Source organism: Citrobacter sp. CK206, assembly GCF_030333125.1.
Taxonomy (GTDB): domain Bacteria; phylum Pseudomonadota; class Gammaproteobacteria; order Enterobacterales; family Enterobacteriaceae; genus Citrobacter_B; species Citrobacter_B koseri.
The window spans coordinates 300,573-327,383 of record NZ_JAOWGM010000030.1 but is presented as its reverse complement, the minus strand read 5'-3'; the positions used below and the strand labels follow the sequence as shown (position 1 = coordinate 327,383).

At 50.3% G+C, this 26,811-nt stretch carries 28 protein-coding genes and 3 tRNA genes; 6 read left to right on the top strand and 25 right to left on the bottom strand.

The genetic code is table 11. The features are described 5' to 3' along the window. Window positions 1-308 precede the first annotated feature (308 nt). Complete coding sequence (locus OGX81_RS18850; RefSeq protein ID WP_047463114.1) at window positions 309-866, bottom strand: DJ-1 family glyoxalase III; 558 nt, start codon at window positions 864-866, stop codon at window positions 309-311. Window positions 867-1,352: 486 nt separating this feature from the next. Here OGX81_RS18850 and OGX81_RS18845 point away from each other — a divergent pair, with 486 nt between their 5' ends. Then, complete coding sequence (locus OGX81_RS18845; protein WP_012131943.1) at window positions 1,353-1,856, top strand: non-heme ferritin-like protein; 504 nt, start codon at window positions 1,353-1,355, stop codon at window positions 1,854-1,856. Window positions 1,857-1,918: 62 nt separating this feature from the next. Here OGX81_RS18845 and yecJ read toward each other — a convergent pair whose 3' ends face one another. Continuing rightward, window positions 1,919-2,170: a DUF2766 family protein YecJ gene (gene yecJ, locus OGX81_RS18840; protein WP_012131942.1), complete on the bottom strand. Its 252-nt coding sequence runs from the start codon at window positions 2,168-2,170 to the stop codon at window positions 1,919-1,921. Between the two features lie 111 nt (window positions 2,171-2,281). Beyond that, complete coding sequence (locus OGX81_RS18835; protein WP_047463111.1) at window positions 2,282-2,920, bottom strand: RpiB/LacA/LacB family sugar-phosphate isomerase; 639 nt, start codon at window positions 2,918-2,920, stop codon at window positions 2,282-2,284. 259 nt (window positions 2,921-3,179) lie between these two features. Between OGX81_RS18835 and OGX81_RS18830 the strand changes: the two genes are divergently transcribed. Beyond that, the gene (locus tag OGX81_RS18830) at window positions 3,180-3,515 is read left to right on the top strand and encodes a YecR-like family lipoprotein (protein WP_047464021.1); all 336 of its coding nucleotides are present in this window, start codon (window positions 3,180-3,182) and stop codon (window positions 3,513-3,515) included. A 194-nt stretch (window positions 3,516-3,709) separates the two neighbouring features. Beyond that, on the top strand, window positions 3,710-4,207 hold the full coding sequence (ftnA, locus tag OGX81_RS18825; protein WP_012131939.1) for a non-heme ferritin: 498 nt from the start codon (window positions 3,710-3,712) through the stop codon (window positions 4,205-4,207). Window positions 4,208-4,240: 33 nt separating this feature from the next. On the opposite strand, the gene OGX81_RS18820 is transcribed toward ftnA, so the two are convergent. Continuing rightward, entirely contained in the window at window positions 4,241-4,480 is a 240-nt protein-coding gene (locus OGX81_RS18820; RefSeq protein WP_012131938.1) for a YecH family metal-binding protein, read from the bottom strand. Window positions 4,481-4,708: 228 nt separating this feature from the next. Here OGX81_RS18820 and tyrP point away from each other — a divergent pair, with 228 nt between their 5' ends. Beyond that, entirely contained in the window at window positions 4,709-5,920 is a 1,212-nt protein-coding gene (gene tyrP / locus OGX81_RS18815) for a tyrosine transporter TyrP (RefSeq protein WP_024130240.1), read from the top strand. A 31-nt stretch (window positions 5,921-5,951) separates the two neighbouring features. Here tyrP and OGX81_RS18810 read toward each other — a convergent pair whose 3' ends face one another. The 7 genes from OGX81_RS18810 to uvrY form a co-directional block, all read right to left on the bottom strand. Beyond that, window positions 5,952-6,617, bottom strand: coding sequence for a YecA/YgfB family protein (locus tag OGX81_RS18810; RefSeq protein WP_104868530.1), 666 nt, complete (start codon window positions 6,615-6,617; stop codon window positions 5,952-5,954). A gap of 184 nt (window positions 6,618-6,801) precedes the next feature. Continuing rightward, window positions 6,802-6,888: transfer RNA gene (locus OGX81_RS18805), tRNA-Leu, on the bottom strand. A 12-nt stretch (window positions 6,889-6,900) separates the two neighbouring features. After that, window positions 6,901-6,974: transfer RNA gene (locus tag OGX81_RS18800), tRNA-Cys, on the bottom strand. Window positions 6,975-7,026: 52 nt separating this feature from the next. Beyond that, window positions 7,027-7,102 (bottom strand) — tRNA-Gly (locus OGX81_RS18795). A gap of 151 nt (window positions 7,103-7,253) precedes the next feature. Beyond that, window positions 7,254-7,802, bottom strand: coding sequence for a CDP-diacylglycerol--glycerol-3-phosphate 3-phosphatidyltransferase (gene pgsA / locus OGX81_RS18790; RefSeq protein WP_012131934.1), 549 nt, complete (start codon window positions 7,800-7,802; stop codon window positions 7,254-7,256). 56 nt (window positions 7,803-7,858) lie between these two features. Further along, complete coding sequence (gene uvrC / locus OGX81_RS18785; RefSeq protein WP_049011661.1) at window positions 7,859-9,691, bottom strand: excinuclease ABC subunit UvrC; 1,833 nt, start codon at window positions 9,689-9,691, stop codon at window positions 7,859-7,861. Beyond that, window positions 9,691-10,344, bottom strand: a complete 654-nt coding sequence (gene uvrY, locus OGX81_RS18780) for a UvrY/SirA/GacA family response regulator transcription factor (RefSeq protein ID WP_012131932.1) — start codon at window positions 10,342-10,344, stop codon at window positions 9,691-9,693. Before uvrY ends, uvrC begins: the two co-directional genes overlap by 1 nt. Before the next feature lie 396 nt (window positions 10,345-10,740). Between uvrY and OGX81_RS22160 the strand changes: the two genes are divergently transcribed. Next, window positions 10,741-10,788: a hypothetical protein gene (locus OGX81_RS22160; RefSeq protein WP_418222342.1), complete on the top strand. Its 48-nt coding sequence runs from the start codon at window positions 10,741-10,743 to the stop codon at window positions 10,786-10,788. A 19-nt stretch (window positions 10,789-10,807) separates the two neighbouring features. Beyond that, window positions 10,808-11,032 (top strand): DUF2594 family protein, encoded by a 225-nt coding sequence (locus tag OGX81_RS18770; protein ID WP_012131931.1) that lies wholly within the window; start codon window positions 10,808-10,810, stop codon window positions 11,030-11,032. A gap of 66 nt (window positions 11,033-11,098) precedes the next feature. Here the strand turns inward: OGX81_RS18770 and sdiA are convergent, their stop codons facing one another. From sdiA to OGX81_RS18700, 14 genes are all read right to left on the bottom strand, one after another. Then, complete coding sequence (gene sdiA, locus OGX81_RS18765) at window positions 11,099-11,821, bottom strand: quorum-sensing transcriptional regulator SdiA (RefSeq protein ID WP_012131930.1); 723 nt, start codon at window positions 11,819-11,821, stop codon at window positions 11,099-11,101. Window positions 11,822-12,054: 233 nt separating this feature from the next. Further along, window positions 12,055-12,807 carry an L-cystine ABC transporter ATP-binding protein TcyN gene (tcyN, locus tag OGX81_RS18760; protein WP_012131929.1) on the bottom strand — a complete coding sequence of 251 codons (753 nt, stop codon included), beginning with the start codon at window positions 12,805-12,807 and terminating at the stop codon, window positions 12,055-12,057. After that, the gene (gene tcyL, locus OGX81_RS18755) at window positions 12,804-13,472 is read right to left on the bottom strand and encodes a cystine ABC transporter permease (RefSeq protein WP_286487628.1); all 669 of its coding nucleotides are present in this window, start codon (window positions 13,470-13,472) and stop codon (window positions 12,804-12,806) included. Before tcyL ends, tcyN begins: the two co-directional genes overlap by 4 nt. Window positions 13,473-13,493: 21 nt before the next feature. Continuing rightward, window positions 13,494-14,480, bottom strand: coding sequence for a D-cysteine desulfhydrase (gene dcyD, locus OGX81_RS18750; RefSeq protein WP_104868528.1), 987 nt, complete (start codon window positions 14,478-14,480; stop codon window positions 13,494-13,496). 107 nt (window positions 14,481-14,587) lie between these two features. Beyond that, window positions 14,588-15,388 (bottom strand): cystine ABC transporter substrate-binding protein, encoded by an 801-nt coding sequence (tcyJ, locus tag OGX81_RS18745; RefSeq protein WP_024130238.1) that lies wholly within the window; start codon window positions 15,386-15,388, stop codon window positions 14,588-14,590. Window positions 15,389-15,475: 87 nt separating this feature from the next. Further along, entirely contained in the window at window positions 15,476-16,027 is a 552-nt protein-coding gene (gene fliZ / locus OGX81_RS18740) for a flagella biosynthesis regulatory protein FliZ (RefSeq protein ID WP_104868527.1), read from the bottom strand. 60 nt (window positions 16,028-16,087) lie between these two features. Then, window positions 16,088-16,807: an RNA polymerase sigma factor FliA gene (fliA, locus tag OGX81_RS18735; RefSeq protein WP_024130237.1), complete on the bottom strand. Its 720-nt coding sequence runs from the start codon at window positions 16,805-16,807 to the stop codon at window positions 16,088-16,090. A 146-nt stretch (window positions 16,808-16,953) separates the two neighbouring features. Then, entirely contained in the window at window positions 16,954-18,126 is a 1,173-nt protein-coding gene (locus OGX81_RS18730; protein WP_052194516.1) for a DegT/DnrJ/EryC1/StrS family aminotransferase, read from the bottom strand. Between the two features lie 44 nt (window positions 18,127-18,170). Then, window positions 18,171-18,860: a WbqC family protein gene (locus OGX81_RS18725; RefSeq protein ID WP_012131922.1), complete on the bottom strand. Its 690-nt coding sequence runs from the start codon at window positions 18,858-18,860 to the stop codon at window positions 18,171-18,173. Beyond that, entirely contained in the window at window positions 18,857-19,924 is a 1,068-nt protein-coding gene (locus OGX81_RS18720; protein ID WP_104868526.1) for an FkbM family methyltransferase, read from the bottom strand. The genes OGX81_RS18725 and OGX81_RS18720 overlap by 4 nt, the downstream gene beginning before the upstream one ends. Window positions 19,925-19,935: 11 nt before the next feature. Next, window positions 19,936-21,216 (bottom strand): ATP-grasp domain-containing protein, encoded by a 1,281-nt coding sequence (locus OGX81_RS18715; protein WP_104868525.1) that lies wholly within the window; start codon window positions 21,214-21,216, stop codon window positions 19,936-19,938. Further along, window positions 21,203-22,213: a hypothetical protein gene (locus tag OGX81_RS18710; RefSeq protein ID WP_146209164.1), complete on the bottom strand. Its 1,011-nt coding sequence runs from the start codon at window positions 22,211-22,213 to the stop codon at window positions 21,203-21,205. Before OGX81_RS18710 ends, OGX81_RS18715 begins: the two co-directional genes overlap by 14 nt. Window positions 22,214-22,279: 66 nt before the next feature. Then, a complete protein-coding gene (locus OGX81_RS18705) occupies window positions 22,280-25,639 on the bottom strand; it encodes an O-linked N-acetylglucosamine transferase family protein (protein ID WP_110123735.1) in 3,360 nt (1,119 codons plus the stop codon). A 174-nt stretch (window positions 25,640-25,813) separates the two neighbouring features. Next, complete coding sequence (locus OGX81_RS18700; protein ID WP_012131917.1) at window positions 25,814-26,686, bottom strand: flagellin N-terminal helical domain-containing protein; 873 nt, start codon at window positions 26,684-26,686, stop codon at window positions 25,814-25,816. Window positions 26,687-26,811 lie beyond the last annotated feature (125 nt).

The window sequence follows — 26,811 nt, the reverse complement described above, 5'->3', positions numbered from 1 at the left end:
AGCTTTAGCGTTCTTTTATGTAGGGTAAAATCGAACGATTCTTTGTAATTTAGCCGTAAAACAAGGTATTACCTTAAAAGCCAAGGATTGATACCCGTGCTGGTGTTAGTTGTAGCGGGAAATTGATTCTCCATAGGAGAGCGGCATCACACCGCAGAATTACAGTAATTGCGTACATAAATTCAGCGGAAAATGACATAAAAAAAAAAGGTTTTGTCAGACAAATAAAAAAGAGGTAGCAGATTAGTCCATAACATCAGCCAGCAAATCCTTGTCCCCGAATGCAGGCGCATCCGGGGAAATATGCTTTACCAGGCATAGTAAATATGATCGGCATGATCGCGAACAGAAGCGTCATCCCCTGACAGACGAGCAGCCAGCGTCAGCGCAAAATCAAAAATATGCCCTAACCCTTTGCCGCTCAAGAGATTGCCATCTTCCACGACCGGCGCATCAACATATTCACCGTCAGTCACATTTTCCCATAGGTCGCCAGAGCAGACGTAACGGCGTCCTTTCAGCAGACCATTGCCCCCCAGCACACGCGCTGCGGCGGAGCAGACCGGACAGATCAGTTTACCCGCAGCGTCATGGCGGGAAACGAAGTCGATCACCTGCGCGCTGGCGGCCAGATTAGCGCTCCCCTGCGGGCCGCCGGGCAAGACGATGGCGTCATACAACGTGTCCAGACGCCCGGCGAGGGTGTTGTCCGCAACCATTGGAATATCGTGATAACTCACTACCGCGCGAGATTCCGCGCAGGCCAGCGTTTCAACATCAATATTCAGGCGACGCAGAATATCAATAGTGACCACGGCTTCTGCTTCTTCGAATCCTGGCGCCAGCAGGACAGCGACCTTTTTCATTTACGACTCCTCGCTTTACTCGTGTTAATCACACCGAAATGACGAATTGTTCATTCGGTTATATTTAAAAAATGGGCAAAAATGATCTGGCGCAAAAAACGTTGTCGATAATTTCGGCCAGAACTGTTTCGCCCGCTAATTATTCGATCCTAACACGCCGGTGTATTTTCTTTTGTGATATGAAACATCATTTCAAAAATAAATATCAACTTAAAATCACGTAAAATCAATCATATACATAAACACTCGTTATATTCTTTCATTCTCCGTCAGCGATATACCTTCAGCAAACTGTAAAAAAATATAAACATTGGGATTTAAGGATTTTCTTATAGCCGTACTGGCGCTATGCTTATTTTCGATCGGCAACGGAATCAGCTTTTTGATCACATAAAGGACCGGCAGAACGGATTTATTCTGCTAACAGTATTCATTGCGCATACATGAGTAACGCGCATCACCCTTTCTGGAAATAAGGATATTGATATGGCGACAGCTGGAATGGTTCATAAGCTCAACACCCAAATGAACCTTGAGTTTTACGCATCTAACCTCTACCTCCACCTGAGCGACTGGTGTTTTGACCACAGTCTGACCGGCACGGCGACCTTTCTTCGTACCCAGGCGCAGGGAAACGTGACCCAAATGATGCGCATGTTCAATTTTATGAAGAACGCAGGCGCCAACCCCATCGTGAGAGCCATTGATGTTCCCGGCGAAGAATTAACCTGTCTTGAAGAGTTATTTCAAAAAACGCTGGATGAGTATCAGCAACGCGCCAGTACGCTCTCACGCTTAACCGACGAAGCCAAAGCAATGAATGACGCGCCAACGCTCAACTTTCTCCACGACCTGGAAAAAGATCAGCAGCAGGATGGCGTTCTGTTACAGACGATTCTCGATGAAGTTCGCAGCGCAAAACGCGCGGGATTGTGTATGGTGCAAACGGACAAACACTTACTCAACGTCGTCAACTATCAACACCACTAACCGCTATATTGCCACGACGTTACGCCTCCCGTGCCGGGAGGCTGTTACGCAGTCGCTTTACTTTAGTGCGCTTCGTCCTGCGGTGTGAATTTCAGCTCAATCAACGCAATCGCCTTTTGAATGGCCCGCATAGTAACCGGGTCCGCTGCGGCAGGGTGGCTGGTAAAATCGATGTTTTTCAACTGGCTGGACATCTTTTCCCGAACTTCAACCGGGGCAATAACGTCAATAACATCCAGAATCTGTTTGATAACTAACTGGCAGGCAACAACGTCAGAGACCAGTTCCTGATCGGCGTTCAGTGGTTGGGACATAGTAAGCTCCTTATAGAAAGGCCGCCATAGTACCCATTCAGGAGAAGAAACGGTAGCAAAGCAAACGCGGTAAGCCGGATAAACGCCACGTTATCCGGCTGGCATGACACATTAACCGAGAATGTCGCGAACGAACGCTTCGATCTCTTTATCCTGGCAATTGTCAAAGAAACACTGCTGGAAACGTGGGCCGGAGACCGCCGTTTTCACCAGTTCAGGATCGATGGCGCGCAGTGTATCCAGATAGTTTTCTTTCACCACCGCCGCTTTCACCTGGTTCAGAATGCCCGCGTTACGTACCTGCGGTTCTTTACGTTCTGGTGGATACCCTTCCCCGTTACGGCCGGTGAATGCTTTTTCAAAGATGAAACGCACATTCAACTCCGCACCCCAGCCAAAGCCTTTTGCGAATGGCAGAGAAAGCGCATTACCGTTGTTAATCTGCGCAAACAGGAACGCATCCGCCGGGTCGATGCAGTAGCCGCACACCACGCCCGGATGAATGTTCAGCGACATCAGCGCGCCCTGCCCGGTGCCGCAACCCGTCACAACAAAATCCACCGCTTTGGCGTTAAGCAGAATGCTGGCCATAATACCAAGGTGGATATAAGTCAGATGATGGTCGTTTTCATCGCTCATCCCGACGTTGAAAACAGGGAATCCCTTTTCATCCGCTACCGCTTTAAGCTCGCGATGAATGGTGGCATTTTTAGCTGCCTGGCTGTTTTCCATCATCAGTGCAATTTTCATTCTGTCTTCTCCTGAATGCGTCGCGGGAACCCCCGCCGTGAGTCGTTGACGTATACGTCACATTACTATCTCGCAAACATACTTTCAAATTTAGTGAAAAATGGTTTTAAAAAATTAAGATGTGCTCACACTTTTCCCGTATCGCACAAAGAGCCGGTGTCGTTGGGATTAATCATGGACAATTCTTAAGCTATTCAGGCCATTGAATGTCTACTGTTCAAGATAGGATGTGCTGTCACCGGATTCTCAGAGCGATATTATGAAAACCTTTATCCTTGGCCTCTCACTCATAGCCCTGACGGGATGTACCCTCACCAAGCAAGCGCAGGTCAGTGAAACCAACCCGACAAGCGGGATTGTCCGCCTCAGTTATAACCAGGCGATGATGCAAACGGCGCGCGCAGATGATTATGTTGCGCACGGTACGGCGACACGCGAATGTCAGCAGATGGGATACGCCAACGCCATCGCATTCGGTCAGCCAGTGTCAACCTGTAGCGTTTATGCCGGTTCGCTGTGCATGAACACCAGAATCACGCTGTCTTATCAGTGTCAGGGCGTAGCCATCCAGCCAATATCCGCTGGCGGGTATTAATATCTTTAGCCAGCATGACGCTGCTGGCTTTAATTATTCTCATTGCATATTTTTATATTTAATAGCGTTAATGCGTTTTATTCCCATTCGCATTTTTAATAATTAAATTTATTATTTTACCTTTTGCAAATAATTAAATAACAAATTATAGTGACGCCACATCAACGTATAATGATTCTTTGTGGAGCGGAACCATGCTGAAAACAGAAATGATCGACAAACTGAATGAGCAAATGAACCTTGAATTATATTCTTCTCTGCTCTACCAACAGATGAGCGCATGGTGCAGCTACCATAGCTTTGAAGGGGCGGCAGCGTTCCTGCGTCGTCACGCGCAGGAAGAGATGACGCATATGCAGCGCCTGTTCGATTATCTGACCGATACCGGTAGCTTACCGTGCATCAATACGATCTCTTCGCCTGCTGCCGAATATGCTTCACTGGATGAACTGTTCCGCGCCACCTACGAACACGAACAATTAATTACGCAGAAAATTAATGAACTGGCGCATGCCGCGATGACCAACCAGGATTATCCGACATTCAACTTCCTGCAATGGTATGTCGCTGAACAGCATGAAGAAGAGAAGTTATTTAAATCTATTATTGATAAATTAACGCTGGCAGGGAAAAGCGGTGAAGGTCTGTACTTCATCGATAAAGAACTGTCTACGCTTGATACCCAAAACTAAAATTAAACGGTGAGGCCCCCTCACCGTTTAGGCTCAATGGCGGCAGATCTTGCTTTCATGCGTAGAGAAGCCGTCATCCTTCGCAATAAACTTACCCTTCGCCGCCAGAAACGCCACCAGCTCCGCCGCCGTCATATCAGCAGCCGAACAGGTATGAAAACGCGCCTGTTCACCAAAACGCGCCGTAATCGCCGCTTCCAGGCTGGCATTCGAATACTGCTCGCCTGACTCAATCATCATATTCAGCACTTCGTGGCCGTGAATAGAATCCATACATCCTCCTCAATAAAGCCTGTAGCCTACCGGGAGCCAGTGAATAGCGCTTTGCGCTAACGCAGGTTTACATGCACAGCCGATGCAATCGTGGTGGCGCACGCCTTCATGCCAATTTTCGTAAACAATGGTATACACATGTTGTAACGGTCATTTGACGAAAATAATGTTATGCCTTACCCTGCGCCGCAGATATAACCGTTGATTATCTCTGGGACAGAGGAAAGCGTGAAAAATAGAACTCTGGGTAGTGTTTTTATCGTGGCGGGCACCACTATCGGCGCCGGTATGCTGGCGATGCCGTTGGCCGCCGCTGGCGTTGGTTTCAGCGTCACACTGGCGTTATTGATTGGGTTATGGGCATTGATGTGCTACACCGCGCTGTTGCTTCTGGAAGTATATCAGCACGTTCCGGCAGATACCGGGTTAGGAACGTTGGCAAAACGCTACCTCGGACGTTATGGGCAATGGATCACCGGCTTTAGCATGATGTTTCTGATGTATGCGCTCACAGCGGCCTATATCAGCGGGGCCGGCGAACTGCTGGCCTCAAGCATCAGCGACTGGACGGGCGCCGATATGTCTCCGGCGATGGGCGTTTTGCTGTTCACCGTGGTTGCCGGCGGCGTCGTGTGCGTCGGAACCTCGCTGGTCGATCTGTTCAACCGCTTTCTCTTCAGCGCCAAAATTATCTTCCTGATCGCCATGCTGGCGCTGCTGATGCCGCATATTCATAAAGTGAATCTGCTTACGCTGCCGCTGCAACAGGGTCTGGCGTTATCAGCAATTCCGGTCATTTTTACGTCGTTCGGTTTTCACGGCAGCGTACCCAGCATCGTCAGCTATATGAACGGTAATATTCGCAAACTGCGATGGGTATTTATCACCGGTAGCGCAATCCCGCTGGTGGCATACATTTTCTGGCAGCTTGCCACGCTCGGCAGTATCAACTCCTCTACCTTTATGGGCTTGCTGGCCGATCATGCCGGGTTAAATGGCCTGTTGCAGGCCTTGCGTGAGGTGGTTGCCTCGCCGCACGTTGAACTGGCGGTGCATCTGTTTGCCGACCTGGCGCTGGCGACATCGTTTTTGGGTGTGGCGCTGGGATTGTTTGATTATCTGGCAGACCTGTTCCAGCGACGTAACACCGTTGCCGGGCGTCTGCAAACCGGCGCGATTACCTTCCTGCCGCCACTGGCGTTCGCACTCTTTTACCCACGCGGCTTTGTGATGGCGCTGGGGTACGCTGGCGTCGCGCTGGCGGTGCTGGCGTTGCTGATCCCTTCCCTGCTCGCGTGGCAAAGCAGGAAGCATAATCCGCAGGCAACGTATCGCGTCGCGGGCGGCGTTCCGGCATTAGCCCTCGTCTTCACCTGTGGGATAGTGGTGATCGGCGTACAGTTCTGTATCGCCGCCGGGCTACTGCCTGAAGTGGGATAAAACAAAAGGGGCCTAAGCCCCTTTTTTGTGTTTAGTGCAGACAGCACTGTTTATATTTTTTACCGCTGCCGCAGGGGCAAGGATCGTTGCGCCCTACCTTTACTTCCGCTCTTACCGGCACCTGCACCGGCGTTTCCTGCGGGTGCGCCATCCAGTACGCGTGTAAATCCAGGGCCGCCAGACGAATCGCGTTAACGCTCTCTTCAAACGCTTCTGGTGACATTTTTTCAACCACGGCGAAGTTCTCTTCCGTACCGTGCAGCGCAATGGCTTTCAGCGCGGGTTGTAGCGTATCCGGTAAGGTGGACCAGTCAGAGAGTGTGACCCCGCGCATATAGCCAAAGCACCACTCTTCCACGATGGTCAGCTCATGACCTTCGACTTCACGCAGACCGAACAGCGGTTCAAACTGTTCCGGGAACTCATTAAGCCTGTCTGCCGTATCCGCCATATGCTGAAACGCCAGTTCCATAAAACGCGTCATCTCCTTTTCAGAGGACCAGCGCGGAACATACTGCGCCCCACCCCATACCGCGACCAGCCATTGCTCTGGCTCAATCTCATACGGCGAACTGAGTACAGCCGTCAGTAAACCATCCAACTCTGACACATCCAGAATCGCGTGATCGGTATTGTACTTTGTCAGTACATCATCCAGCCATTCCAGCTCGCTTTCGTTTAACGGTCCTGTTTTCATAACGCTTTTCCTCAGTGAAATACTCTCGCCCGCAATTATCTTACATGGCTGACGAAGTAAGGGATACTTATTGGGGAAGGAATGGCAGACAAGATCATCAGCGAACAGATGACAGACACAAAAAAACCACCCGGAGGTGGTTTTACGACACTGCTTATTGCTTTGATTATTCTTGTCTTTCCCATGGTACCCGGAGTGGGACTTGAACCCACACAGCGCGAACGCCGAGGGATTTTAAATCCCTTGTGTCTACCGATTCCACCATCCGGGCTCGGGAAGAAAGTGGAGGCGCGTTCCGGAGTCGAACCGGACTAGACGGATTTGCAATCCGCTACATAACCGCTTTGCTAACGCGCCATATTCTTCAGGCTTTTCAGCCGGACACCCGCTATTGCCGATGTCTTTAAACTGGAGCGGGAAACGAGACTCGAACTCGCGACCCCGACCTTGGCAAGGTCGTGCTCTACCAACTGAGCTATTCCCGCATCATCAAGTAACTTTGTTAATCACTTGATTTTGTTATCGTCTGGCAACCTGCGCCGCCGTTCGATGCGTTGCATTCTACTTACCTGACGCAACGAGTCAACGATATTTTTCGCCACCCACGATCGTTTGCTGAAATTTGCGGCGAAACGATCACTGATCAAGCAAATCCCCGCGAGCAGCGCTCAAATACTGGAACATAGACCACAGCGTCAGCACGGCAGCAACGAAGAAAAGCGCGATCCCGGCATATTCCACCCAAATGTTTGGACGCCACAGCAGCCACGCCAGCGCCGCCATTTGCGAGGTGGTTTTCACTTTGCCGATCCAGGAGACCGCCACGCTGCTGCGTTTGCCCAGCTCGGCCATCCATTCACGCAGCGCGGAAATAATAATTTCACGCGCAATCATGGTCGCGGCAGGCAGCGTCACCCACCAGCTGTGATAATGCTCCGTCACCAGCACCATGGCGATCGCCACCAGCACCTTATCCGCCACCGGATCAAGGAACGCGCCAAAACGCGTACTCTGGTTCCAGCGACGCGCCAGGAAACCGTCGAACCAGTCGGTCACGGCGGCGATACAGAAGATTAGCGCGGTAACGAAGGGAGCCCATGTAAATGGCAGATAAAACACCAATACAAAGAATGGGATCAGAATGACGCGAAACAGCGTGAGCAACGTAGGGATATTAAATTGCATAGTGACGGGTAACTATCTGTTGTCAGAGAAATTACCCCTATGTTGCTACAGAGACCTCAATGTTTCAACGAGTAGAAGATCTTTTCTGCCAGACCTTGCGAAATACCCGGCACTTTTGCAATTTCCTCAACACTCGCGTTACGTAGTCCTTGCAAACCGCCCATATATTTCAACAGCATTTGTCGACGTTTTGGCCCGACGCCTTCGATAGTTTCCAGCGTGCTGGTGTTTTTCACCTTCGCCCGTTTTTTGCGGTGCCCGCTGATGGCGTGATCGTGCGATTCATCGCGGATATGCTGAATAACGTGCAGCGCAGGCGAATCCGGCGGCAGGCTAAAGCCCTCCCCTTCGGGTTCAAAGAACAACGTCTCCAGACCGGCTTTACGATCGGCGCCTTTAGCAACGCCCAGCAATAAAGGATGATTTTTATCCCACGGCACATCCAGTTCAGCAAAAACGGTCTTCGCCTGACCAAGCTGGCCTTTACCGCCATCAATCAGAATAACGTCAGGAATCTTACTTTCTTCAATCGCCTTGCCATAGCGTCGGCGCAGAACCTGATTCATCGCCGCATAATCATCGCCCGGCGTAATTCCGGTAATGTTGTAGCGACGATACTCCGCACGCAGCGGCCCGTTAGCGTCAAAAACCACGCAGGAGGCCACCGTCTGTTCTCCCATCGTGTGGCTGATGTCAAAACACTCCATCCGCTTCACCGCAGGCAGCTTCAGCACGCTTGCCAGCGCGGTCAGACGCTGTGTGATCGTCGATTGCTGCGACAGTTTGCTGATCAGCGCCGTCGCGGCATTGGTTCGCGCCAGCTTCAGGTAACGAGCGCGATCGCCGCGCGGTTTGGTCTGCACATTAATGCGCCGCCCGGCCAGTTCGGACAAAGAATCCGCCAGCAGCGTTTTATCGCTCAGGTTGAAATCCAGCAGGATCTCTCCTGGCAGCGTGCGCATCTGGCTGCCTTGCAGATAGAACTGGCCGACGAACGTTTCCACCACTTCGCCCAGTTCCGTCCCGTTCGGCACTTTCGGGAAATAGCTACGGCTGCCCAGCACCTTGCCCTGGCGGATAAAAAGCACATGCACACAGGCCATACCCGCATCGAACGCCACGCCGATAACGTCCAGATCGTCGCCAGTATTGGAGACAAACTGTTTCTCAGTAACGCGGCGCACAGCCTGAATTTGGTCGCGTATGCGCGCGGCCTCTTCAAATTCCAGATTCTGGCTGGCTTTTTCCATTCGGGCGATCAATTGGGTCAGAACCTGATCGTCTTTCCCGGATAAAAACAGCCGAACGTACTCCACCTGCTGCGCATACTCATCTTCACTCACCAGTCCTTCTACGCACGGCCCGAGGCAGCGGCCAATCTGATATTGCAGACAAGGACGCGAGCGGTTGCGGTAGACGCTGTTTTCGCACTGACGAATGGGAAAGACTTTTTGCAGCAGGGCCAGGGTTTCACGCACGGCATACCCGTTCGGGAACGGGCCAAAGTATTCACCTTTGGCATGTTTCGCCCCGCGATGCATTGCCAGGCGTGGATGGGTGTCACCGCTGAGAAAGATGAAAGGATAGGATTTATCATCGCGCAATAACACGTTATAGCGCGGTTGATACAATTTGATGTAGTTGTGTTCGAGCAATAGCGCTTCGGTCTCGGTATGCGTCACCGTGACATCAATTTGCTGAATTTGCGCAACCAATGCTTCGGTTTTTCGCGAAGCAAGGTTGCTGCGGAAATAGCTGGAAAGCCGTTTTTTCAGGTCTTTCGCTTTACCGACATAAATAACCGTACCACCGGCATCATACATACGATAAACGCCGGGTTGGCTGGTCACGGTTTTTAAAAATGCTTTCGCATCAAACAGAACACTCACTAGCTTGTTAACGTCTCCGCATTACACAGGCCGTGGCGAATTGCCAGGTGAGTCAACTCAACATCACCATGAATGTTTAGTTTACTGAACATTCTGTAGCGATAGCTGTTCACCGTTTTAGGACTGAGATTCAGTTGTTCTGAGATCTCATTAACCTTCTGGCCCCTGGTGATCATCAGCATAATCTGCAACTCGCGTTCAGACAAACTGGCAAAAGGCGTTTCTGTTTTCTCAGGCTCAATCTGGCTCAGCGCCATCTGTTGAGCGATATCTGAAGCAATATAACGCTGCCCGGAAAAAACCGAACGAATCGCGCTGACCACTTCCTGAGGCGCAGCGCCTTTACTCAGATACCCTGCGGCTCCGGCCTGCATGACTTTCGCCGGTAGCGGGTTTTCCGTATGGATCGTCAGCATGATCACTTTAATATCAGCGCTTGAGCGGGCAATTTTGCGCGTCGCCTCAAGACCGCCGATTCCGGGCATGTTCATGTCCATCAGCACAACGTCGACGGCGTTCGCGCGGCACCACTTTACGGCGTCCTCGCCACAACAGGCTTCACCGACAACCTTTATGCCCTTTATATCTTCCAGAATGCGTCGTATCCCTGCGCGCACCAGTTCGTGGTCATCAACAAGAAGAACGTTGATCAAAGGAATATCTCCAGAATAGGGATAACGCTACTGATAGTTAATCGACCCTATATTAGCGGGTTTTATCTCAACTTTGAAACGTAAAAAACGTGGGGCATTCGATTTTGCTCTCGTTTTTGGAAATTAGATTGTACGCTTCGTGGAAACTCCCACAGCTAACGGCCTTTTTTTACCCTCTATTTCTGCATAATAGTTTCAGAATAGTGACAAAAAATTCACTCACTTCCGTCGAAATGCTAAATAGGCAAGCAAGTTTGTAACAATAATTAACGCGCGAAATACGCGAGGTAAACAAAAAAATGAGGAAAATATATGCCTCGCAAGGCGTTGTTTATTTTAATGGCGCTGGTTTGATTTGCGATCAAAAAACAACCACTGCTATTTTTGGCGCAGCTTATGGTATACTCCGCCGCCTTAACATTTGCCATCGCACTTTTTCACTGAAACATAACGAGGAAAATAAATGAGTACGCCTGATTTTTCCACTGCCGAGAATAATCAAGAACTGGCCAATGAAGTCACCTGCCTGAAAGCCATGTTGACCCTGATGCTACAGGCAATGGGGCAAGCCGACGCAGGGCGCGTGATTCTTAAGATGGAAAAACAGATCGCGCAGATTGAAGATGAAACGCAGGCCGCGGTATTTTCCAGCACTGTTAAGCAAATTAAACAAGCTTACCGCCAGTAACAGGAAACCGGCTGAGAGTGAAACTTTCAGCCGGTTTTGCGTCTGGCACGCAGAACATTCGTTTTTTCAGATCAGGCCCGTCGCGGCCGCATAGCAGGCAATCTGCGTTTTATTCGGCGCGTTAAACTTTTTCTGCATGTTTTTCTGATGAAAGTTAACGGTGTTCTCTGAGATGGACAGAATCATCGCGATCTCTGATGACGTCTTTCCTTCCGCCGTCCACTTCAGGATCTCTTTCTCTCGCTTACTGAAGCGCATTTCTGGCGTCATCACCATTTCATCCTCCAGCCGCGTCAGCGCCGACAGGCTCTCACGCACCAGCAGTTGCAACCGGAGTTCAATTTCATCATGTGCAAACGGCGCATGGCGGGCGCTCGCCCGGGAGACAGAGAGGAAGCCCAGCGCCCGATTCGGCAGCATCAGGCATTGCGTCGCCCCCCGGCGTAGACCGTGCGCGCGCGCCGCGTCCCATAGCGACTGCGCTTCGCTAAATAAGGCATCATTCCATGCCAGATGCCCCTGGCGGAAATTTTCCGGCTTTAATACCGGATCAATAGAGAAATAGTTTTCAGACTGATAATGCGCCACCCACGCTTGCGGGTACGTGGTGTGAACGGAGATTTTTGGCCGCGTAAACGGGACGGGATGGCGAACGCACAGCGCATAATAATCATATTCAAGCTGCTGTGTCTGATGTTGTAATTCAGTGTAGACATCTTCTGCCGTCGCCATTTCCTGAAAGCGTACCAGCATACTCCGTCGCCAGGTGAAGAAATCATTTTCCTGCATACTAAACGGTAACACCCCTGAGATTGATAATCATTATAATGTTTAAAACAAGCTAACACATAAATGAAGTTTATATGTAGAAAATATCGGTCAGATGGCGAATTACTTGAGGTGTGTTTCACCCGGCGGGAGAACACAAAGGGATTACGGCTATAATCAGGCGGGTATTATTGATATTTATTCAAATGCACTCGCCTGAAACGAGATTATTTCAGGCAAGTGCGCGAAAACATTTATTGCATCAGGAACTTCTCAAGAAACTGACGCGTACGTGGTTGCTGAGGATTGGCAAATAACGGTTTGGCCGCGCCCTGCTCCACAATGCGCCCCTGATCCATAAATATCACCCGGTCAGCCACGTCGCGCGCAAAGCTCATTTCATGCGTCACGATGACCATCGTGCGCTTTTCCTGCGCCAGCTGGCGTATCGTACTAAGCACCTCCCCCACCAGCTCAGGGTCGAGCGCGGAAGTCGGTTCATCAAACAAAATCACCTCCGGGCGCATCGCCAGCGCGCGGGCTATCGCCACACGCTGCTGCTGCCCGCCGGACAGGCGACGCGGATAGCTGGTCTCTTTCCCGGCCAGTCCTACCTTCGCCAGCAGTTCCCGCGCTAATGCCGTTGCTTCGGCTTTGGGCTCGCCTTTCACAATCACCGGCCCTTCAATGATGTTCTCCAGTACGGTACGGTGCGGAAACAGATTAAAGTTCTGGAATACGAACCCCACATGCTGACGCAACTGGCGAATTAGCCCTTTTTGCTTGTTTAACGAGCTTGCGGTATCAATGGTAATGTCGCCCACTTTGATGGTGCCCGCCTCAGGCTGCTCCAGCAAATTAATGCTGCGCAGCAGCGTTGTTTTACCGGAACCGCTGGGGCCGATAATCGCCACCACCTCACCAGGTTTCACCTCCAGGTCGATGCCGTGCAACACCGTCTGACCGTGGAACTTTTTCACCAGGTTTTTAACTTCAATCGCACTCATTTTGGATCTCTCTCCTGGCGGTTAAGCTGCTCTTCAAAATAGTTTTGCAGCGCGGAAAGTACCGTCGCCATCACCCAGTAGATCAGCGATGCCGCCAGATACATGGTGAAGACTTCCAGCGTACGCGAGGTAATCAGCTGCGCCTGACGGAACAGTTCCGGCACCTGAATCGTCGCGGCCAGGGAGGTATCTTTCACCAGGCTGATGAAACTGTTGCTCAGCGGCGGCAACGCCACGCGGGCGGCCTGCGGCAAAATCGCGCGACGCAGCGTCTGCCACGGCGTCATACCGATACTTGCCGCGGCTTCCCACTGACCTCTGTCGATAAAAGAGATCGCCGCACGCAGCGTTTCCGAAGTGTAGGCCGCGGTATTCAGCGACAGGCCAATCATCGCCGCCGGGATCGGGTCCAGCTCAATGCCAAACTGCGGCAGGCCGTAGTAGATCATAAAAAGCTGGGCAATCAGCGGCGTACCGCGAAAAATGGAGATATAAAAACGCGCCAGCCAGCGGACAGGCAGCAGGGGCGACATACGCATCAGCGCGAGAATGAAGCCCAGCAGCAGGCCGAAAAACATCCCGCCAATACTCAGCTGTAGCGTAAACACCGCACCTTTAAGCAGATACGGCAGCGAGTCAATCACCAGTTGGATACTTTCTTGCATGAGTGTTTTTCTACCCGGAAGTTACACGTGAGGATGGTAGGCAAACAGCGCTGGCGCCCCACCGGTATGAATAAAGAGAATCGGGCCTTCATCTTTGAAGCGCTTCTGGCTGATGCCATCGATCAGGCCCGCCATCGCTTTCCCCGTATAGACCGGGTCAAGCAGAATGCCTTCCAGGCGCGCCAGCAGCTTCACGGCCTCCATCCCCTCTTCATTCGGCGTTCCGTATCCCGGCGCGAAATAGTCGTCCCACAGCAGGATGTCCGCCGAGGCGGTCAGTTCCAGCTCTTTAGCAATCGCTTGTTGCAGCGTAACCACTTTGGGCTTCTGATCGATAACCTTGCGCGACACGGTCACGCCGATCAACTCAACATCTGGCATCAGTTGTTCCAGACCTACCGCCAGCCCGGCGTGCGTACCGGCGCTTCCCGACGCCACCACCACGGAGGACAGCTGTACCGCGCCCTCGCACTGCTGGGCGATTTCCAGCGCGCTTTCCACATATCCCATCGCGCCTAATGGGCTGGAGCCGCCGACCGGAATCACATACGGCCTGAACCCCTGCGCCTCAATACGGGTCGCCAGTTCCTGTAGCTGGGCGTCAGGATCGGTCAGCGCGTTGCACATCTCAATTTGCGTGTTAAAAAGATCCAGCAGCAGACGATTGCCGTTGGTCAGGTAGTTTTCCGCCGTCGTACCGATGGGATTTTCCAGTAACGCAACGCAGTGTAATCCCAGTTTTGCCGCTACCGCCGCCGTCTGGCGAACATGGTTCGACTGGATGGCGCCCGCCGTAATCAGCGTATCCGCGCCTTCACGCAGCGCATCGGCAGCCAGAAATTCAAGCTTGCGCAGTTTATTCCCGCCCATCGCCATCGGCGTTACGTCATCGCGTTTAATGAAAATGTCGCGACCCAGATAATCAGATAAACGCGGCAGGTATTCGAGTGGCGTTGGCGCGCCAATAAATTCCAGGCGTGGGAACCGCGTTAAATTATGCAGTGGCATAAAGCCTCCGGTATTCATTGTTGTGATGTTCTTTTTATTATGCACGTTCAAACGGATGAAATAAAAAAGGCGCCGTATTAAAGCGCCTTTTTTTGCAATTATGACGATTATTTAGTCACATCTGCGCCAAACCATTTCTCAGACAGCGCTTTCAGCGTGCCGTCTTTCTGCATATCGGCAATGGCGCCATCTACCGCTTTCAGCAGATCTTCATTGCCTTTACGCAGCGCCACACCGGCTTCCTGACGGGAGAACGCTTCGCCGGTAACGGCCAGCGTGTCTTTGGTTTTCTTCACCAGATCCAATGCGGCCAGGCGATCCACCAGAATAGCGTCAATACGGCCTACGCGCAGATCCTGGTATTTCGTCGGATCGTCATCATAGGTGCGAATGTCTACACCCTGTACGTTCTGGCGCAACCACTCTTCGTAGTTTGTTCCCAGACCGACGCCGACCTTCTTACCTTTCAGGTCAGCCGCCGTGTTGATGCTGCCTTCATTGCCTTTTTTCACCAGCGCCTGAATACCAGAAATGGTATAAGGTGTTGAGAAATCGTATTTTTTCTTACGTTCGTCGGAGATGGTGACCTGGTTGATAACCACATCAATACGTTTGGAATCCAGCGACGCCAGCATACCGTCCCATTTGGTCGGTTTCAGCGAGGCTTTTACGCCGAGGTGTTTCGCCAGTTCTTCTGCGAACTCCACTTCAAACCCGGTCAGTTTGCCGTCATCACCCTGAAAACTGAACGGCGGGTAAGTCCCTTCCAGGCCTACCAGCAGCGTGCCGCGCTCTTTTACTTTGTTTAACAGACCTTCATCTGCATAACTCTTCACGCTCATCCCGGCGACAAGTGCAACTGCCATCACACCCATCAGAGCCTGACGTCCCAGAAGTGCTAATTTCATAGTTACCCCGAATGTTGTCATTAATGACCGTAGTGTAGAGGGTTTGCTGCTAATCACAAACACGACTCCGCTACATGTTATTCATTTTTAATATATATCAGAAGTAGCCATCCGGGATGATTTCTGCATCTGTCCGGCATGCGTATGCGTTTTATACTGTTCGTACTTACGCAGCGCGATCCGATAGTTATTGGTGCTGGTTTCGGGTAACCACGGGGCCAGGTTTTCATCAAGAAAACCTTCCTGTAGCAGGTCGTGAGAAATGTTCTGTTCGGTGAGATGGTTGCCCAGGCGACGCAGGCGCACGACATATTCACGCACGGTGCCGTGGCTCATTTCGGTTTGCTCAAACAAGAATTGTTTAAAACCGATGATGTCAAAGAAGTCACTCTGCTCTTTGCAGTGCAGATCGCCGCAGAAACGGCACAGCGCCGACCACTCCTTCTGCTCCTCCTGCCATTGTACGTCGTCCATCAGCGTATCCAGGCGGGAAATCGCGATTTTATTGACAATCTGCCCCCGGCGAACCAACGTGATCCTGTCGAGCAATTTATGGCAATGAGCGCAATGCGTCTGGCTGTGTTTAAAGTCTTTGAGGTAGCGGCTTAGTGGCCGTCTTTTAGATTGCTGCACCGTCATGAGAACTCCTGGTAGTCAATACGTTGTGCGGCACTATTAAGGGGCGACGACGATCGCCCTTTATAACTTACCCAGCTTGGTGCGTAGACGCTTGATGGCCTGGCTGTGCAACTGGCTTACCCGTGACTCGCCGACTTCCAGCACCGCGCCAATCTCCTTCAGATTGAGCTCTTCCTGGTAATACAGCGTCAACACCAGCTGTTCGCGTTCTGGCAACGATTCAATCGCATCCATCACACGCTGGCGTAAATTGCTCTCAAGGAGCTGTTGTAACGGGTTTTCCTGCTGGTGTTCTTCCGTCACCAGCTCAATGCTATCGCCATGCTCTTCCCGCCACTCGTCATAAGAGAAGAGTTGGCTGTTATTGGTATCAAGCAACATCTGACGATACTCTTCCACAGGAATAGCCAGCCGCTCCGCCACCTCAGTTTCCGTCGCGTTGCGCCCTAATTCCTGCTCCAGCTGCCCCATCGCCTGCGCCACTTCGCGAGCATTGCGCCGGACGCTACGCGGCACCCAGTCACGGCTGCGTAGTTCATCCAGCATCGCTCCACGAATACGCTGCACTGCGTAAGTGGTAAATGCCGTTCCTTGCAGAGCGTCATATCGGTCAACTGCATTCAATAACCCGATACCGCCCGCTTGTAGCAGATCGTCCAGTTCCACGCTCGCCGGCAAACGCACCTGCAGGCGCAATGCTTCGTGACGCACCAGCGGTACATAACGCTGCCACAGCGAGTGTTTATCCATTACACCTTCAGCGGTATACAGTGAATTCACGATAAACAGCCCTGCGTTAGTTGAGTTATCGGCATGATTATCCGATTCTGCAGGGGTTTTAATCGGGTGAATAGTGGGTGAAATGAGGGGTTATTTGGGGGTTACCGTTATTTATAACCCCCAATTCCCCCCAGGGGATCTAAAAATCAGGCAACGCGCTCGGCAAAAATCTCATCAGTTTTCAACGCTGATGAGTCACTACTCACATTTTCGCTCACTCCTTTTAACAATGAAGCAATTTCTACCTGTACCTCTTTCTCAAGGCCAGGATAGAGAGGCAAACAAAGGACTTCATCTGCACGTAATTGCGCAATTTTAAGTTTATCTTGTCTGGCGCTCTCCAGCGCACGATACATTGGGAAGCTACTAATTAATGGGTAGAAATAACGGCGGGGCATAATATTGTGGGACTTTAATAAATCATAGACCCCATCTCGCGAAACAGGAAACGCATCCGAAACCATAATTGGGCAATAAGCATGATTCCATGCAATATTATCCGGCGGGATCAGCAGTGAGATACCAGGAATATCAGCCAGGAGTGTTTTATAGTTATCAAACAGCGCCGCGCGCTCAGCTAATGCTTTATCGATATGGCGAAGTTGCAATAAACCAAACGCTGACTGAACTTCATTCATTTTGCCATTTATGCCAGGCGCCACAACGGTGGTTTCCCCGGCAAAACCAAAGTTTTTCAAATAATCAATGCGTTGTTTCGTTTTTTTATCATGGCAGATAATCGCTCCGCCTTCTATCGTATTGAATACTTTTGTGGCATGGAAACTCAAGACAGATAAGTCGCCTTCGCGCAAAATAGTTGTCCCTTCCCGCTTAACACCAAAAGCGTGCGCTGCATCGTAAATCACTTTCAGACCATAAATATCAGCAATCTGCTGAATATGCGCTGTGTCACAGGGGATGCCATAACAATGGACAGGCAAAATAGCGGTAGTTTGCGGCGTGATTGCCTCTTCAATTTTCCGTGGGTCCATATTACAGGTGACAGGGTCAATATCGACAAAAACCGGTTTTAAGCCATTCCACAGTAGCGAATGCGACGTTGCCACAAAGGAATACGGCGTGGTAATCACTTCACCTGTGATGCGTAACGCCTGAAATGCAGTTAGCAACGCCAGCGTACCGTTTGCAAACAGGCACAAATGTTCAACGCCGAGATATTCCGCCAGCGCCTCTTCAAGTTGCTGGTGAAATGGACCTGCATTGGTTAATTGTTTGTTTTGCCATATTTCTTCCAGATAAGGAATAAACTCATCAAGAGGTGGCAATAAAGGACTGGTAACAAAAATGTTCTTATCCATAATTTCTCCGCCCGCACCGATAAACGAAAGCGCATCGCACCGCATTAAATTAACTGATACTGCCCCAATAACACTTTCACCTCAGAGGGGGAGCAGTTCATTAGCACATCAATAATTGACAATCCGGCATGGAATTTACCCCCACCCTGAGGGTAATGGACATCATCCATTTTAATAAATGACAGTTTCATCCCCTGAGCGACAAATTCATCAGAATGATAAAGATGTTGCCCACCAGGACTATTGATGTAATGGTCTCCACCGAGAGTTCGGCAAATGTTCATCACCTTCCCGCTTGCAGTTTCATCACATGAATAATTCAAATCACTAGCCATGTGAAGTGACACTTCAATGCCAAGCCAGGCAAATATTTCTTTAAACGCATACTGGCAAAGCGTGGGAATCTGGCGCTGCTCGGCGGTCAACACCTTCTCAACAATACTAAAAACTGGTTCAAAATATGGCCTTTTATGATAAGCCTGATGAACTGTTTTCAGCACCTTAGCAACATTAACGTCAAAGCTTAACGTATTTATTTTTTTGAAAGATGAAGCGCCCGGCACAGCAACGGTAAAGCGCTGAGGAGAGTTCCCCATCAAAATGGTATTACGATTAATGTAGCCCTGACGGATATAATTTACGTCATCATAAATTACAAACTGATCGACCGCATTAATCAGTTGAAAATATCCCAGGTAAGGGAATAAATAGGGCTGCATAATGCCGATTTTCATTGTGCACCTTTTCTGGGGACAAAATAGTAAACGGTTTCCAGTAGCCCTTCCGTATAGTGACGCAGGTAGATGTCGTAGTCCTCACGATAACCCAATACCTGCTCAGGCAAGGTTCTGAAATCATCAGGTTTGTGATAGCAACAGACGGCAAGCAGTGGATGCTGTTGACGAATAATCCGTTTTGCTCCCTCCAGAGCCTGTGACTCAAAACCTTCGATATCCATTTTGATGAACGTCACTCGCCCTTTTAACACATCGTCAAGGGCCACCATTTCAACATCGATCCCCCCGTCTTCGCTCGCATGCGAAGTCGACCCCGAGGAAGAAAAACTCAGCTTCTGCTGGCTGTGCGAGACGCCACAGGGATAAACATAAACATTTTCCCTGCCCTGCATCGCCTGTTGAATACTCTGCGCCTGGCGCGGTTCTGGTTCAAAGATACATACTGTGTTATAGCTGGGGAATCGACGCATAAACTCAACGGAAGTGGCGCCGTCAAAACTACCGCAATCAATAAAATGTTCGGCATATTCGCCAATAAATGGCAGATCGAAGTACTGATCGTTCAGGCAAATATTATACTGCGCAAGAAACTGTAGCTTGTTGGTAAGCCTGAAGTTGATGATATCGTCAAAAGTGCGCTTTGAAATATCATCCGCAAGGAGCGTACGGATACGCTCATAGGCTTCACGGTTCTCGGCGTAGTCGCGCACAAATTCGGGTTGATGATACCAGGTCGGCTTGCTTAACAGGTGGCTGAAATAGCGATAAAAGCTGAAGTAATCGATCTGTTTATGTCCCGCTGCCGACAGCGTTCGCCATGCCGATACCGGGCGGCCATCCATAATCGAAGAAACAATCAACGCGTCCGAAGGAACCTGACTTAGAGAGATAATCGGAAACCCGTCAATCTGAGTTTGCGTTGTTTTATTATCAATGATGCCCTCAACGTTGAATACCTTTGCCATTTCAATACCATAACTCGTCAGTCCAAAGATATAACGAGGTGAGGCTTTCTCGATAAACGCATGGCAAAAATCGGCAATTTGCTCGTCAGTCAACATAACAGGCTCTCTTAGCGCAAATAAAACTCAACGGCATCAACATCCAGAACGAGCACATCTTTCAGCGTTCGGACATCCATCCGCTCAGGAAAATAGTTATCAATAAACAAACTGTTTGGCTGTATATATTCTGACTTTCGCTCTCCAGAAGTCAGATGGATGACCTCATCGAAAAGGTTCAACGCAACCCCTGCGCACATAAGGGTTTCTTCAGGTTTTTGCGCATGGCGAGTAATCAGCGTAATGACTTTTCCCTGCGCCCGACTCTGGTATAAAAACGCCATGACGGCAGGTACCGCAAAACCATCGATAATGAGGGTGTCGTCAAGATCGACATAGATTCGCTGATAGTTGAGTTCACTTCGCGTTCGGGACACAATGGTCCGATCAACGATACCGACACTCATTTCCGGGAGAGCGACAACATCGCGTCCCATAAAGTCATGGATAGCCATAAGCGGTAAATTCACCCCTCTGGCACGCTGAAAAACCATTGCGCCAGCAATCCTGCAGGCCACCTCCAGCAGTTTCCATTTCCCTGTTCTGTCGCGTTTTAGCTGTACAAACCAAGGGCCACGAAGCGCCAGTCGCGCATTTATCGTTTCGACAATGTCGGTTATTTCATCGTCAAGAACGACCTCTCGTGAACGCATGCTGATACCCGCCCGAACACGTTCACGGGTACGAGGCCCAGCCCAAATCAAACGGCGGTTTCGGTCAGTGAAACAGTCGACGGTGATCTCCTCTCCCGGCAGATATTCCACCACGATCGCCTGCGCGACGGATTCAATCGCCTGTTCCAGAGACAGGCGGTTATTTACTCGCTGTACACCATTTCCCCCCTGTCCACAGTCTGGTTTTACGATCGCCGGCCAGTCGTCAATTGTTGCAAGATCGCAGTATCGATGAGGGACCCAGTGGCAATCGTCAAATAGGGCATAGGTAGCGCTTTTATAACGTAGCGTCTCCGTTACCTGACGATCGCCATTAACCAAAAAGTAGTGCTGCCGGGGTTCATTAAGTTGTGCAAGTTTTAACGCGACAGAATCATGCGTAGCGAAAACGACATCAATCTGCTTCTCTTTCACCAGTCGCAGAAATTGCGCGTCGAAGTCGTCAGCATGAATATTGGGCATATCACCGGCATAATCGGGAAAACGAAACTCCCCGTGATCGCTTACGCTCGATGCCCCCAGCAGCAGACCAATATGGACGGAATAGCGCAGCGCGCTATAAATCTCACCCGCATTCTCTGCACCGCAAGGGAAAATAAGGACATTAATTTTTTTCATCAGAACCTTCCCCGGTATATGAGAGATACGCAATCACAAAATCTGCAAGAGATTGCATTTCATCCAGCCCATAACGATGGTCCACAGGCAACGGTAGGATGTGTCTGATGTAACGGTGTTCAATCGAATCGACACTCACTCTTTGCAAGGCATCAAGCCAGTAAACAGGAATAAAAATTCGGCGCTGACGAAGCGCTTCGCGCAGATTTTCATTTTCAGTCAGTAGTGGGTAGCAAAGCGGGCCGCATTCTGGCCTGGCAGGTAAATTTAGCGCATTGATACAGGCAAGACGCTGATACAGGTACTGGTAATTTTCAAGGCGTCGCTGCTCACAGGCTTGATAATCGATCCCAGCTAATAAACGATGAGTCAGCATAGACATGCCTTCCCCCGGTAGTTCCTCCAGCGTTTGCTCTGCCTGTCGGTAGGCGGTGTAGCCAGCCTCTGCGCCCTGCGCCAGGCGAATAAGAAGATGCTCAGTGCGCTGAAGAGAACCTGATTCCCCTGTCGGAGGGATATCCACCGGTATTGCACCAGCCAGCATCCCGCCATCGGGAACGCCGAAAAATTTCCTGGGTGAGTAGATCGTTGCCAGACCGGGTTGCGGCGCGGAGAAAAAGGCCTGAGAGTGATCCCAGACGATCTGCTGTGGATTAAACCGTTCCATGAGCGACTGAGCCAGGTTATCGACGAGGCCAAAATAGTTAACCGCAAGCACCCAGTCACCGTTTTCTGGCTGAAGATCGTCCGCAGGAGCAAACGCGGCGTCCAGAGAATAAAAACGTACGGGAATACCTAACGTTTCGGCAGGCGATAACATTGCATTGCAGATCCAGCGCGGCATCCAGAGTGCTGAAGGTTGCCCTTTTTTCAATAGAGCATAAAAGGCCGCACGCGCAGAACTGAAACACTGTGCATCAGAATACAACGTCTGGCTTATTAACGCCGTTTCGAGGGGGAAATATCCACCTATAGCATCAGTCAATGTGTTATTCACTCTCTTCCCCCACCAGCCCTACATAACCTCTTCGCCGTAAATGCCTCACTCACACCAGTTCGCCCATTATGTATCGCTATTAATCACCACTGGCGCAGGCGGCAACCCCTGACAATAACGCTGCCAGATAATCTCCAGCGCCCGCTCGAAATAAATGGCTTCTCGCACCTGAGATACACTCTTCTCTTTCAGGCGAGAGCGCAGCGACTGGCGCAACTCAGCCAACGCATGGGTTTGTTCAGACAACAAAACCGCCTTAGCGATGTACTGTTCTTTGTCAACGGCCACAAAATCCTGCAGCCCACAAAAATTCAGCCCGGCACTGCACTGCCTGGAAGCGATGGTGTCCCCGGCAATAGTTAATGTAGGAACACCCATCCAGATCGCATGCCAGGTCGTCGTCCCCCCGGTATAAGGAAAGGTATCCAGCAAAACATCAATGTCGTTATGTAATGCCAGATACTCATGCAGCGACATCTTTTGCCTGAATAGCAACCGTTCCTCATTAATGCCCTGCTCCTTAAACAACATTCTGAAATGGTTAACCATATTGCTGTCAGACATATAGCCAATAAGCAAACGAGCCTCAGGTATGCTGTGCAAGATCTTGCTCCAGACGCGAACAACCTCATCATTGATTTTTTTCGGGCGGTTAAAGCTGGCAAAAGTGATAAAGCCATTTTTCAGCGCAGGCAATGGACCAACATCAGGGCTCTCTTTATTCGGATGGAACTGCTGAACCGCTGGAAGATAAATTAATTTTTCAACAAAGGCAGGATCCAGAACGCCCGGTTCCGCAAAACGACTATCAATAAGGTAATAATCTACCGTCGCCATTCCCGTGGTTCCGGGATAACCGATCCAGGAAAGTTGGACAGGTGCTGGTTTTAACGCAAAAGCCGGCAAACGGTTATAACCAGTGTGCCCGGAGAGATCGACAAGGATATCAATTCCATCCCTTTTAACCTGCTCAGCAAATTCGAGGTGGCTTAGATGTGTGACTTTTGACCATACGCAGGCACTCTCCATCAGTCGCTCGGTTACCTCATCCTGTAGTGAAGAGTTCTGGTAACCGTATATTTCAAAGCGATCGCGATCCAGCGAATACCAGACCGGCGCGAGAAAATTCGTCACCGGGTGGCGGCCAAAATCTCCAGAAACAAATCCGATACGTAAGCGAGATTTCTCTTCGCGCGTATGAGTGATAGTAAACGGCTGTTTACTCGCCCAACGTTCAGCGGCCAGGCCAAACTGCTTATGTTCTTCCAGCAGATCCTGCGCTGTAAGCTCTGTGCTGTGCGTCAGTCCAAACAGTAAGTTGGTGAAGGCATTAAAATTACCCGGCTCCAGCTCGACCACACGGCGTAAATAAGGGATCGCCTCGCTCATTTTTGACTGATCACCAAGGATCGTTCCCAGATTCTCAATAATGCCCGCAGAACGCGGTTCTATCTCTATTGCTTTACGCGAACACATTTCCGCCAGCGTATATTCCATCATTTCACGATGAAGAGAACTGAGAAGATCCCATGCCGCAGCATATCCAGGTTCGGCGCGCAAGATCGCCCGTGCCAGGCGCCCGGCTTGCCAACGCCAGTTTTTACGATAAAAAATAGCGGAGAGCTCATAAAAAATACGCCAGCTACTCGACTGCAACGAAAGCAACGACATACTGGCTTTCAGCCCGGCGTCATAATCGGAAGTACGCAAATAAAAATTCGCCAGAAGATAGTGCACATGGACATTATCTGGTCTCTGTGCAACCAACCGCTCAATGCTCGCACGCGCCTGCTGGAATCTGCCTTCCTGCATTAACTTTTCTAACTGTCGATGAAAAGCCTCTTCCACCGGGGCCAAAGCCGGCATGGATGTCTTTTTCTTGCCCGGCGTTGCTATAGCGGAAGGTAAAAAGCCGCCGTTGGCCTCCGTACCGGAATAAAGAATCAGCGAGAAAACAAGGGGCCAGGTTTCTTCAGCCGGAAAATGGCCGATAAGCTGCTGCAAAAAAGCCCGCCAGGCTTTCGGAGCAGCCGCCACCATCCCCTTCTTAACCAGACTAAACAAGATTTGCGCATTCTGCGCCGTTACCACCGGCGTCGGAGCAGACATCGCCGACAGCTCTTCGTCATTCAGTTCTACAGTTTCATGCCAGCGGTTAATGGCATATTTACCTCTTGTCGCCGCCACCCACTGTGCCGGCGCCGCCTGGCAGGTATCGTAAACGCTCTTATCCAGAGAGAAATGTAAGTCAGGTAACCCTTTCAAAAAAAGAGCCGACAGTGACTGGCTGATATCCTCCCGCCATGCTTTATCCTCTAAGTCGGGCTGACGAACGTTATAAACGAGCTGTTCGAAAGTGAGGCTTGAGGGCCAGCCGTCGCCGAGAGCATCAAGGAGAGCCAGCGTAGCGATATCATCCGTAGAGACAGGCGTTTCGCTATTTGCGGTTAACGTGTTGAGAATCCTTCCTTGCAGAGACTGACGGCGAAAACTTCCTGCCCAACGCAGATCTTTCAGTTTCGTCAGGTCCGGCAACACAGACACCGTTTGCGCATTGTCGCTATGGGTCAACAGGCTAAAACGCGTGCCGCGATTCACTGCAAAATCAAGATACTGTTGGATCAGAATTTTGTTATTGAGTGGACTGAGCACATTGTGTAGATGTTGGATCTTTTCATCATAATGCGCCGCAAGCTCTGTCCATGGTAGTAAGTCGCCGACATAAGCCAGGCCAAAAGTCTCGATCACACCCGCAAACTCAAGCAAGTAACGGTACTCGTTTGGTGTTTGCAAAAGGCTATGGCTAATCAGCAAATCTGATAATGTATCGCTATTTTTTAAAAACGCAGCCTCTCCGGTGACGCCGTTTAGCTTTAACCAGCTTAACATTGCCCGGGAACTGGCGATTTGCGTTTCGATATCATTCGCCAGACTGCTATGAATTTGTACCGCGTCGCGAATAATCTCGTTTATTTTTGCACCAGGATGGCATTCCCATTCAATGGCAATACAACCCTGAGGGCTTAAATGCTGTTGGCAAAACGCAAGGAGTTGGTCGCGAATATCATTACTCAACCAACTAAAGCTGCCATGAATAATAATATAATCATATTCACCGATATCCTGGCTGAGTAAGTCATCAAGAGAAAGTGAAAAAAGTGCCAGGTTATCCGGCGCACTGCCCAGTAGAGCCTGTTGCGACGAAAGAGAGTTTTCGCTCTCAAGCTCCACGCCGACAAAGCGCGAGTTGGGATACATCAGCGCCTGCGAATACAGTGTATAACCTTCCCCTGCGCCCAGTTCAAGCACTCTGGCGGTATCAAGGACAGGCGTTGTCACGCCATACAAATGGTTAACAGCCCTGATATGGCCCGGGGTGGAATAGCAAATGCTGTAGCTCTTATCTGACTCTGTAGGCAATCCCAAAATTAATGCTCCCGCCGGTAATCTCTTTACAGTAATGACCAGATTTACAGTACAGGAGTGGGATATTTTTAATGGCGTAAGAAGAGACTTAATTTTTGCTTTATTCGTGGTATCTGTGCGGGAATAAAAAAACCAGTCCGAAGACTGGTTTTATAAAGAGGCTGGTCCGTGCGATTAACGCAGCAGGGACAGAACAGTCTGCGGAACCTGGTTTGCCTGAGACAGTACAGAAGTACCAGCCTGCTGCAGGATCTGCGCGCGGCTCATATTGGAAACTTCAGTGGCGTAGTCAGCATCCTGAATACGAGACTGTGCAGCAGACAGGTTGGTTACGGTGTTGTTCAGGTTAGAGATGGTGGATTCGAAACGGTTCTGAATCGCACCCAGGTCAGAACGCTGAGTATCAACAGCTTTCAGTGCAGTATCGATAGAGGACAGCACGTCAGTAGCCAGAACGTCGAAACCTTTGGTGGTAACGCTACGCGTTTCACCAGAAGCCAGACCCGTAGTAACACCAGCAGTACCGGTTGAATCAAATTTGTTCCAACCGCTGTTGCCATTAATGGTGATGTCGATTTTCTGAGTGTCGTTAGCGCCAACCTGGATAGAGATAGTTGTAGCAGAGTCAGTACCTGCCAGGATTTTAATGCCGTTGAACTGGCTCTGGCTGGCAACACGGTTGATTTCGTCCAGACGCTGGTTAACTTCAGACTGAATGGAGTCGATGTCAGAACCAGAGTTGGTGCCGTTCTGAGCCTGAACAGCCAGCTCACGGATACGCTGCAGGTTGTTGTTGATTTCGTTCAGAGAACCTTCAGCAGTCTGAGCAATGGAGATACCGTCGTTAGCGTTACGCGCAGCCTGAGTCAGGCCTTTGATGTTAGAAGTGAAACGGTTAGAAATCGCCTGACCAGCAGCATCGTCTTTAGCGCTGTTGATGCGCAGACCAGAGGACAGACGCTCGATAGCCGTGCCCAGAGCAGACTGAGATTTGTTCAGGTTGTTCTGAGTGGTCAGTGACATCAGGTTAGTATTGATAACTGCCATAATTTAATTCCTTCAAAAATGGGTTCTAAGTTCGGTGCCGAACACTCACGGCGTCTCTCACCGTCAACAAGGGTATCGGCGCAACTTCACAGTACTTTAGAAATAAACGACAAAAACTTTTAACT

Excerpts from the sequence above, each read along its gene's own strand:
- OGX81_RS18850 (WP_047463114.1), bottom strand. The coding sequence starts at position 866 with ATGAAAAAGGTCGCTGTCCTGCTGGCGCCAGGATTCGAAGAAGCAGAA.
- OGX81_RS18845 (WP_012131943.1), top strand. The coding sequence starts at position 1,353 with ATGGCGACAGCTGGAATGGTTCATAAGCTCAACACCCAAATGAACCTT.
- yecJ (WP_012131942.1), bottom strand. The coding sequence starts at position 2,170 with ATGTCCCAACCACTGAACGCCGATCAGGAACTGGTCTCTGACGTTGTT.
- OGX81_RS18835 (WP_047463111.1), bottom strand. The coding sequence starts at position 2,920 with ATGAAAATTGCACTGATGATGGAAAACAGCCAGGCAGCTAAAAATGCC.
- OGX81_RS18830 (WP_047464021.1), top strand. The coding sequence starts at position 3,180 with ATGAAAACCTTTATCCTTGGCCTCTCACTCATAGCCCTGACGGGATGT.
- ftnA (WP_012131939.1), top strand. The coding sequence starts at position 3,710 with ATGCTGAAAACAGAAATGATCGACAAACTGAATGAGCAAATGAACCTT.
- OGX81_RS18820 (WP_012131938.1), bottom strand. The coding sequence starts at position 4,480 with ATGGATTCTATTCACGGCCACGAAGTGCTGAATATGATGATTGAGTCA.
- OGX81_RS18810 (WP_104868530.1), bottom strand. The coding sequence starts at position 6,617 with ATGAAAACAGGACCGTTAAACGAAAGCGAGCTGGAATGGCTGGATGAT.
- pgsA (WP_012131934.1), bottom strand. The coding sequence starts at position 7,802 with ATGCAATTTAATATCCCTACGTTGCTCACGCTGTTTCGCGTCATTCTG.
- OGX81_RS18770 (WP_012131931.1), top strand. The coding sequence starts at position 10,808 with ATGAGTACGCCTGATTTTTCCACTGCCGAGAATAATCAAGAACTGGCC.
- sdiA (WP_012131930.1), bottom strand. The coding sequence starts at position 11,821 with ATGCAGGAAAATGATTTCTTCACCTGGCGACGGAGTATGCTGGTACGC.
- tcyN (WP_012131929.1), bottom strand. The coding sequence starts at position 12,807 with ATGAGTGCGATTGAAGTTAAAAACCTGGTGAAAAAGTTCCACGGTCAG.
- tcyL (WP_286487628.1), bottom strand. The coding sequence starts at position 13,472 with ATGCAAGAAAGTATCCAACTGGTGATTGACTCGCTGCCGTATCTGCTT.
- dcyD (WP_104868528.1), bottom strand. The coding sequence starts at position 14,480 with ATGCCACTGCATAATTTAACGCGGTTCCCACGCCTGGAATTTATTGGC.
- tcyJ (WP_024130238.1), bottom strand. The coding sequence starts at position 15,388 with ATGAAATTAGCACTTCTGGGACGTCAGGCTCTGATGGGTGTGATGGCA.
- fliZ (WP_104868527.1), bottom strand. The coding sequence starts at position 16,027 with ATGACGGTGCAGCAATCTAAAAGACGGCCACTAAGCCGCTACCTCAAA.
- OGX81_RS18730 (WP_052194516.1), bottom strand. The coding sequence starts at position 18,126 with ATGGATAAGAACATTTTTGTTACCAGTCCTTTATTGCCACCTCTTGAT.
- OGX81_RS18725 (WP_012131922.1), bottom strand. The coding sequence starts at position 18,860 with ATGAAAATCGGCATTATGCAGCCCTATTTATTCCCTTACCTGGGATAT.
- OGX81_RS18720 (WP_104868526.1), bottom strand. The coding sequence starts at position 19,924 with ATGTTGACTGACGAGCAAATTGCCGATTTTTGCCATGCGTTTATCGAG.
- OGX81_RS18715 (WP_104868525.1), bottom strand. The coding sequence starts at position 21,216 with ATGAAAAAAATTAATGTCCTTATTTTCCCTTGCGGTGCAGAGAATGCG.
- OGX81_RS18700 (WP_012131917.1), bottom strand. The coding sequence starts at position 26,686 with ATGGCAGTTATCAATACTAACCTGATGTCACTGACCACTCAGAACAAC.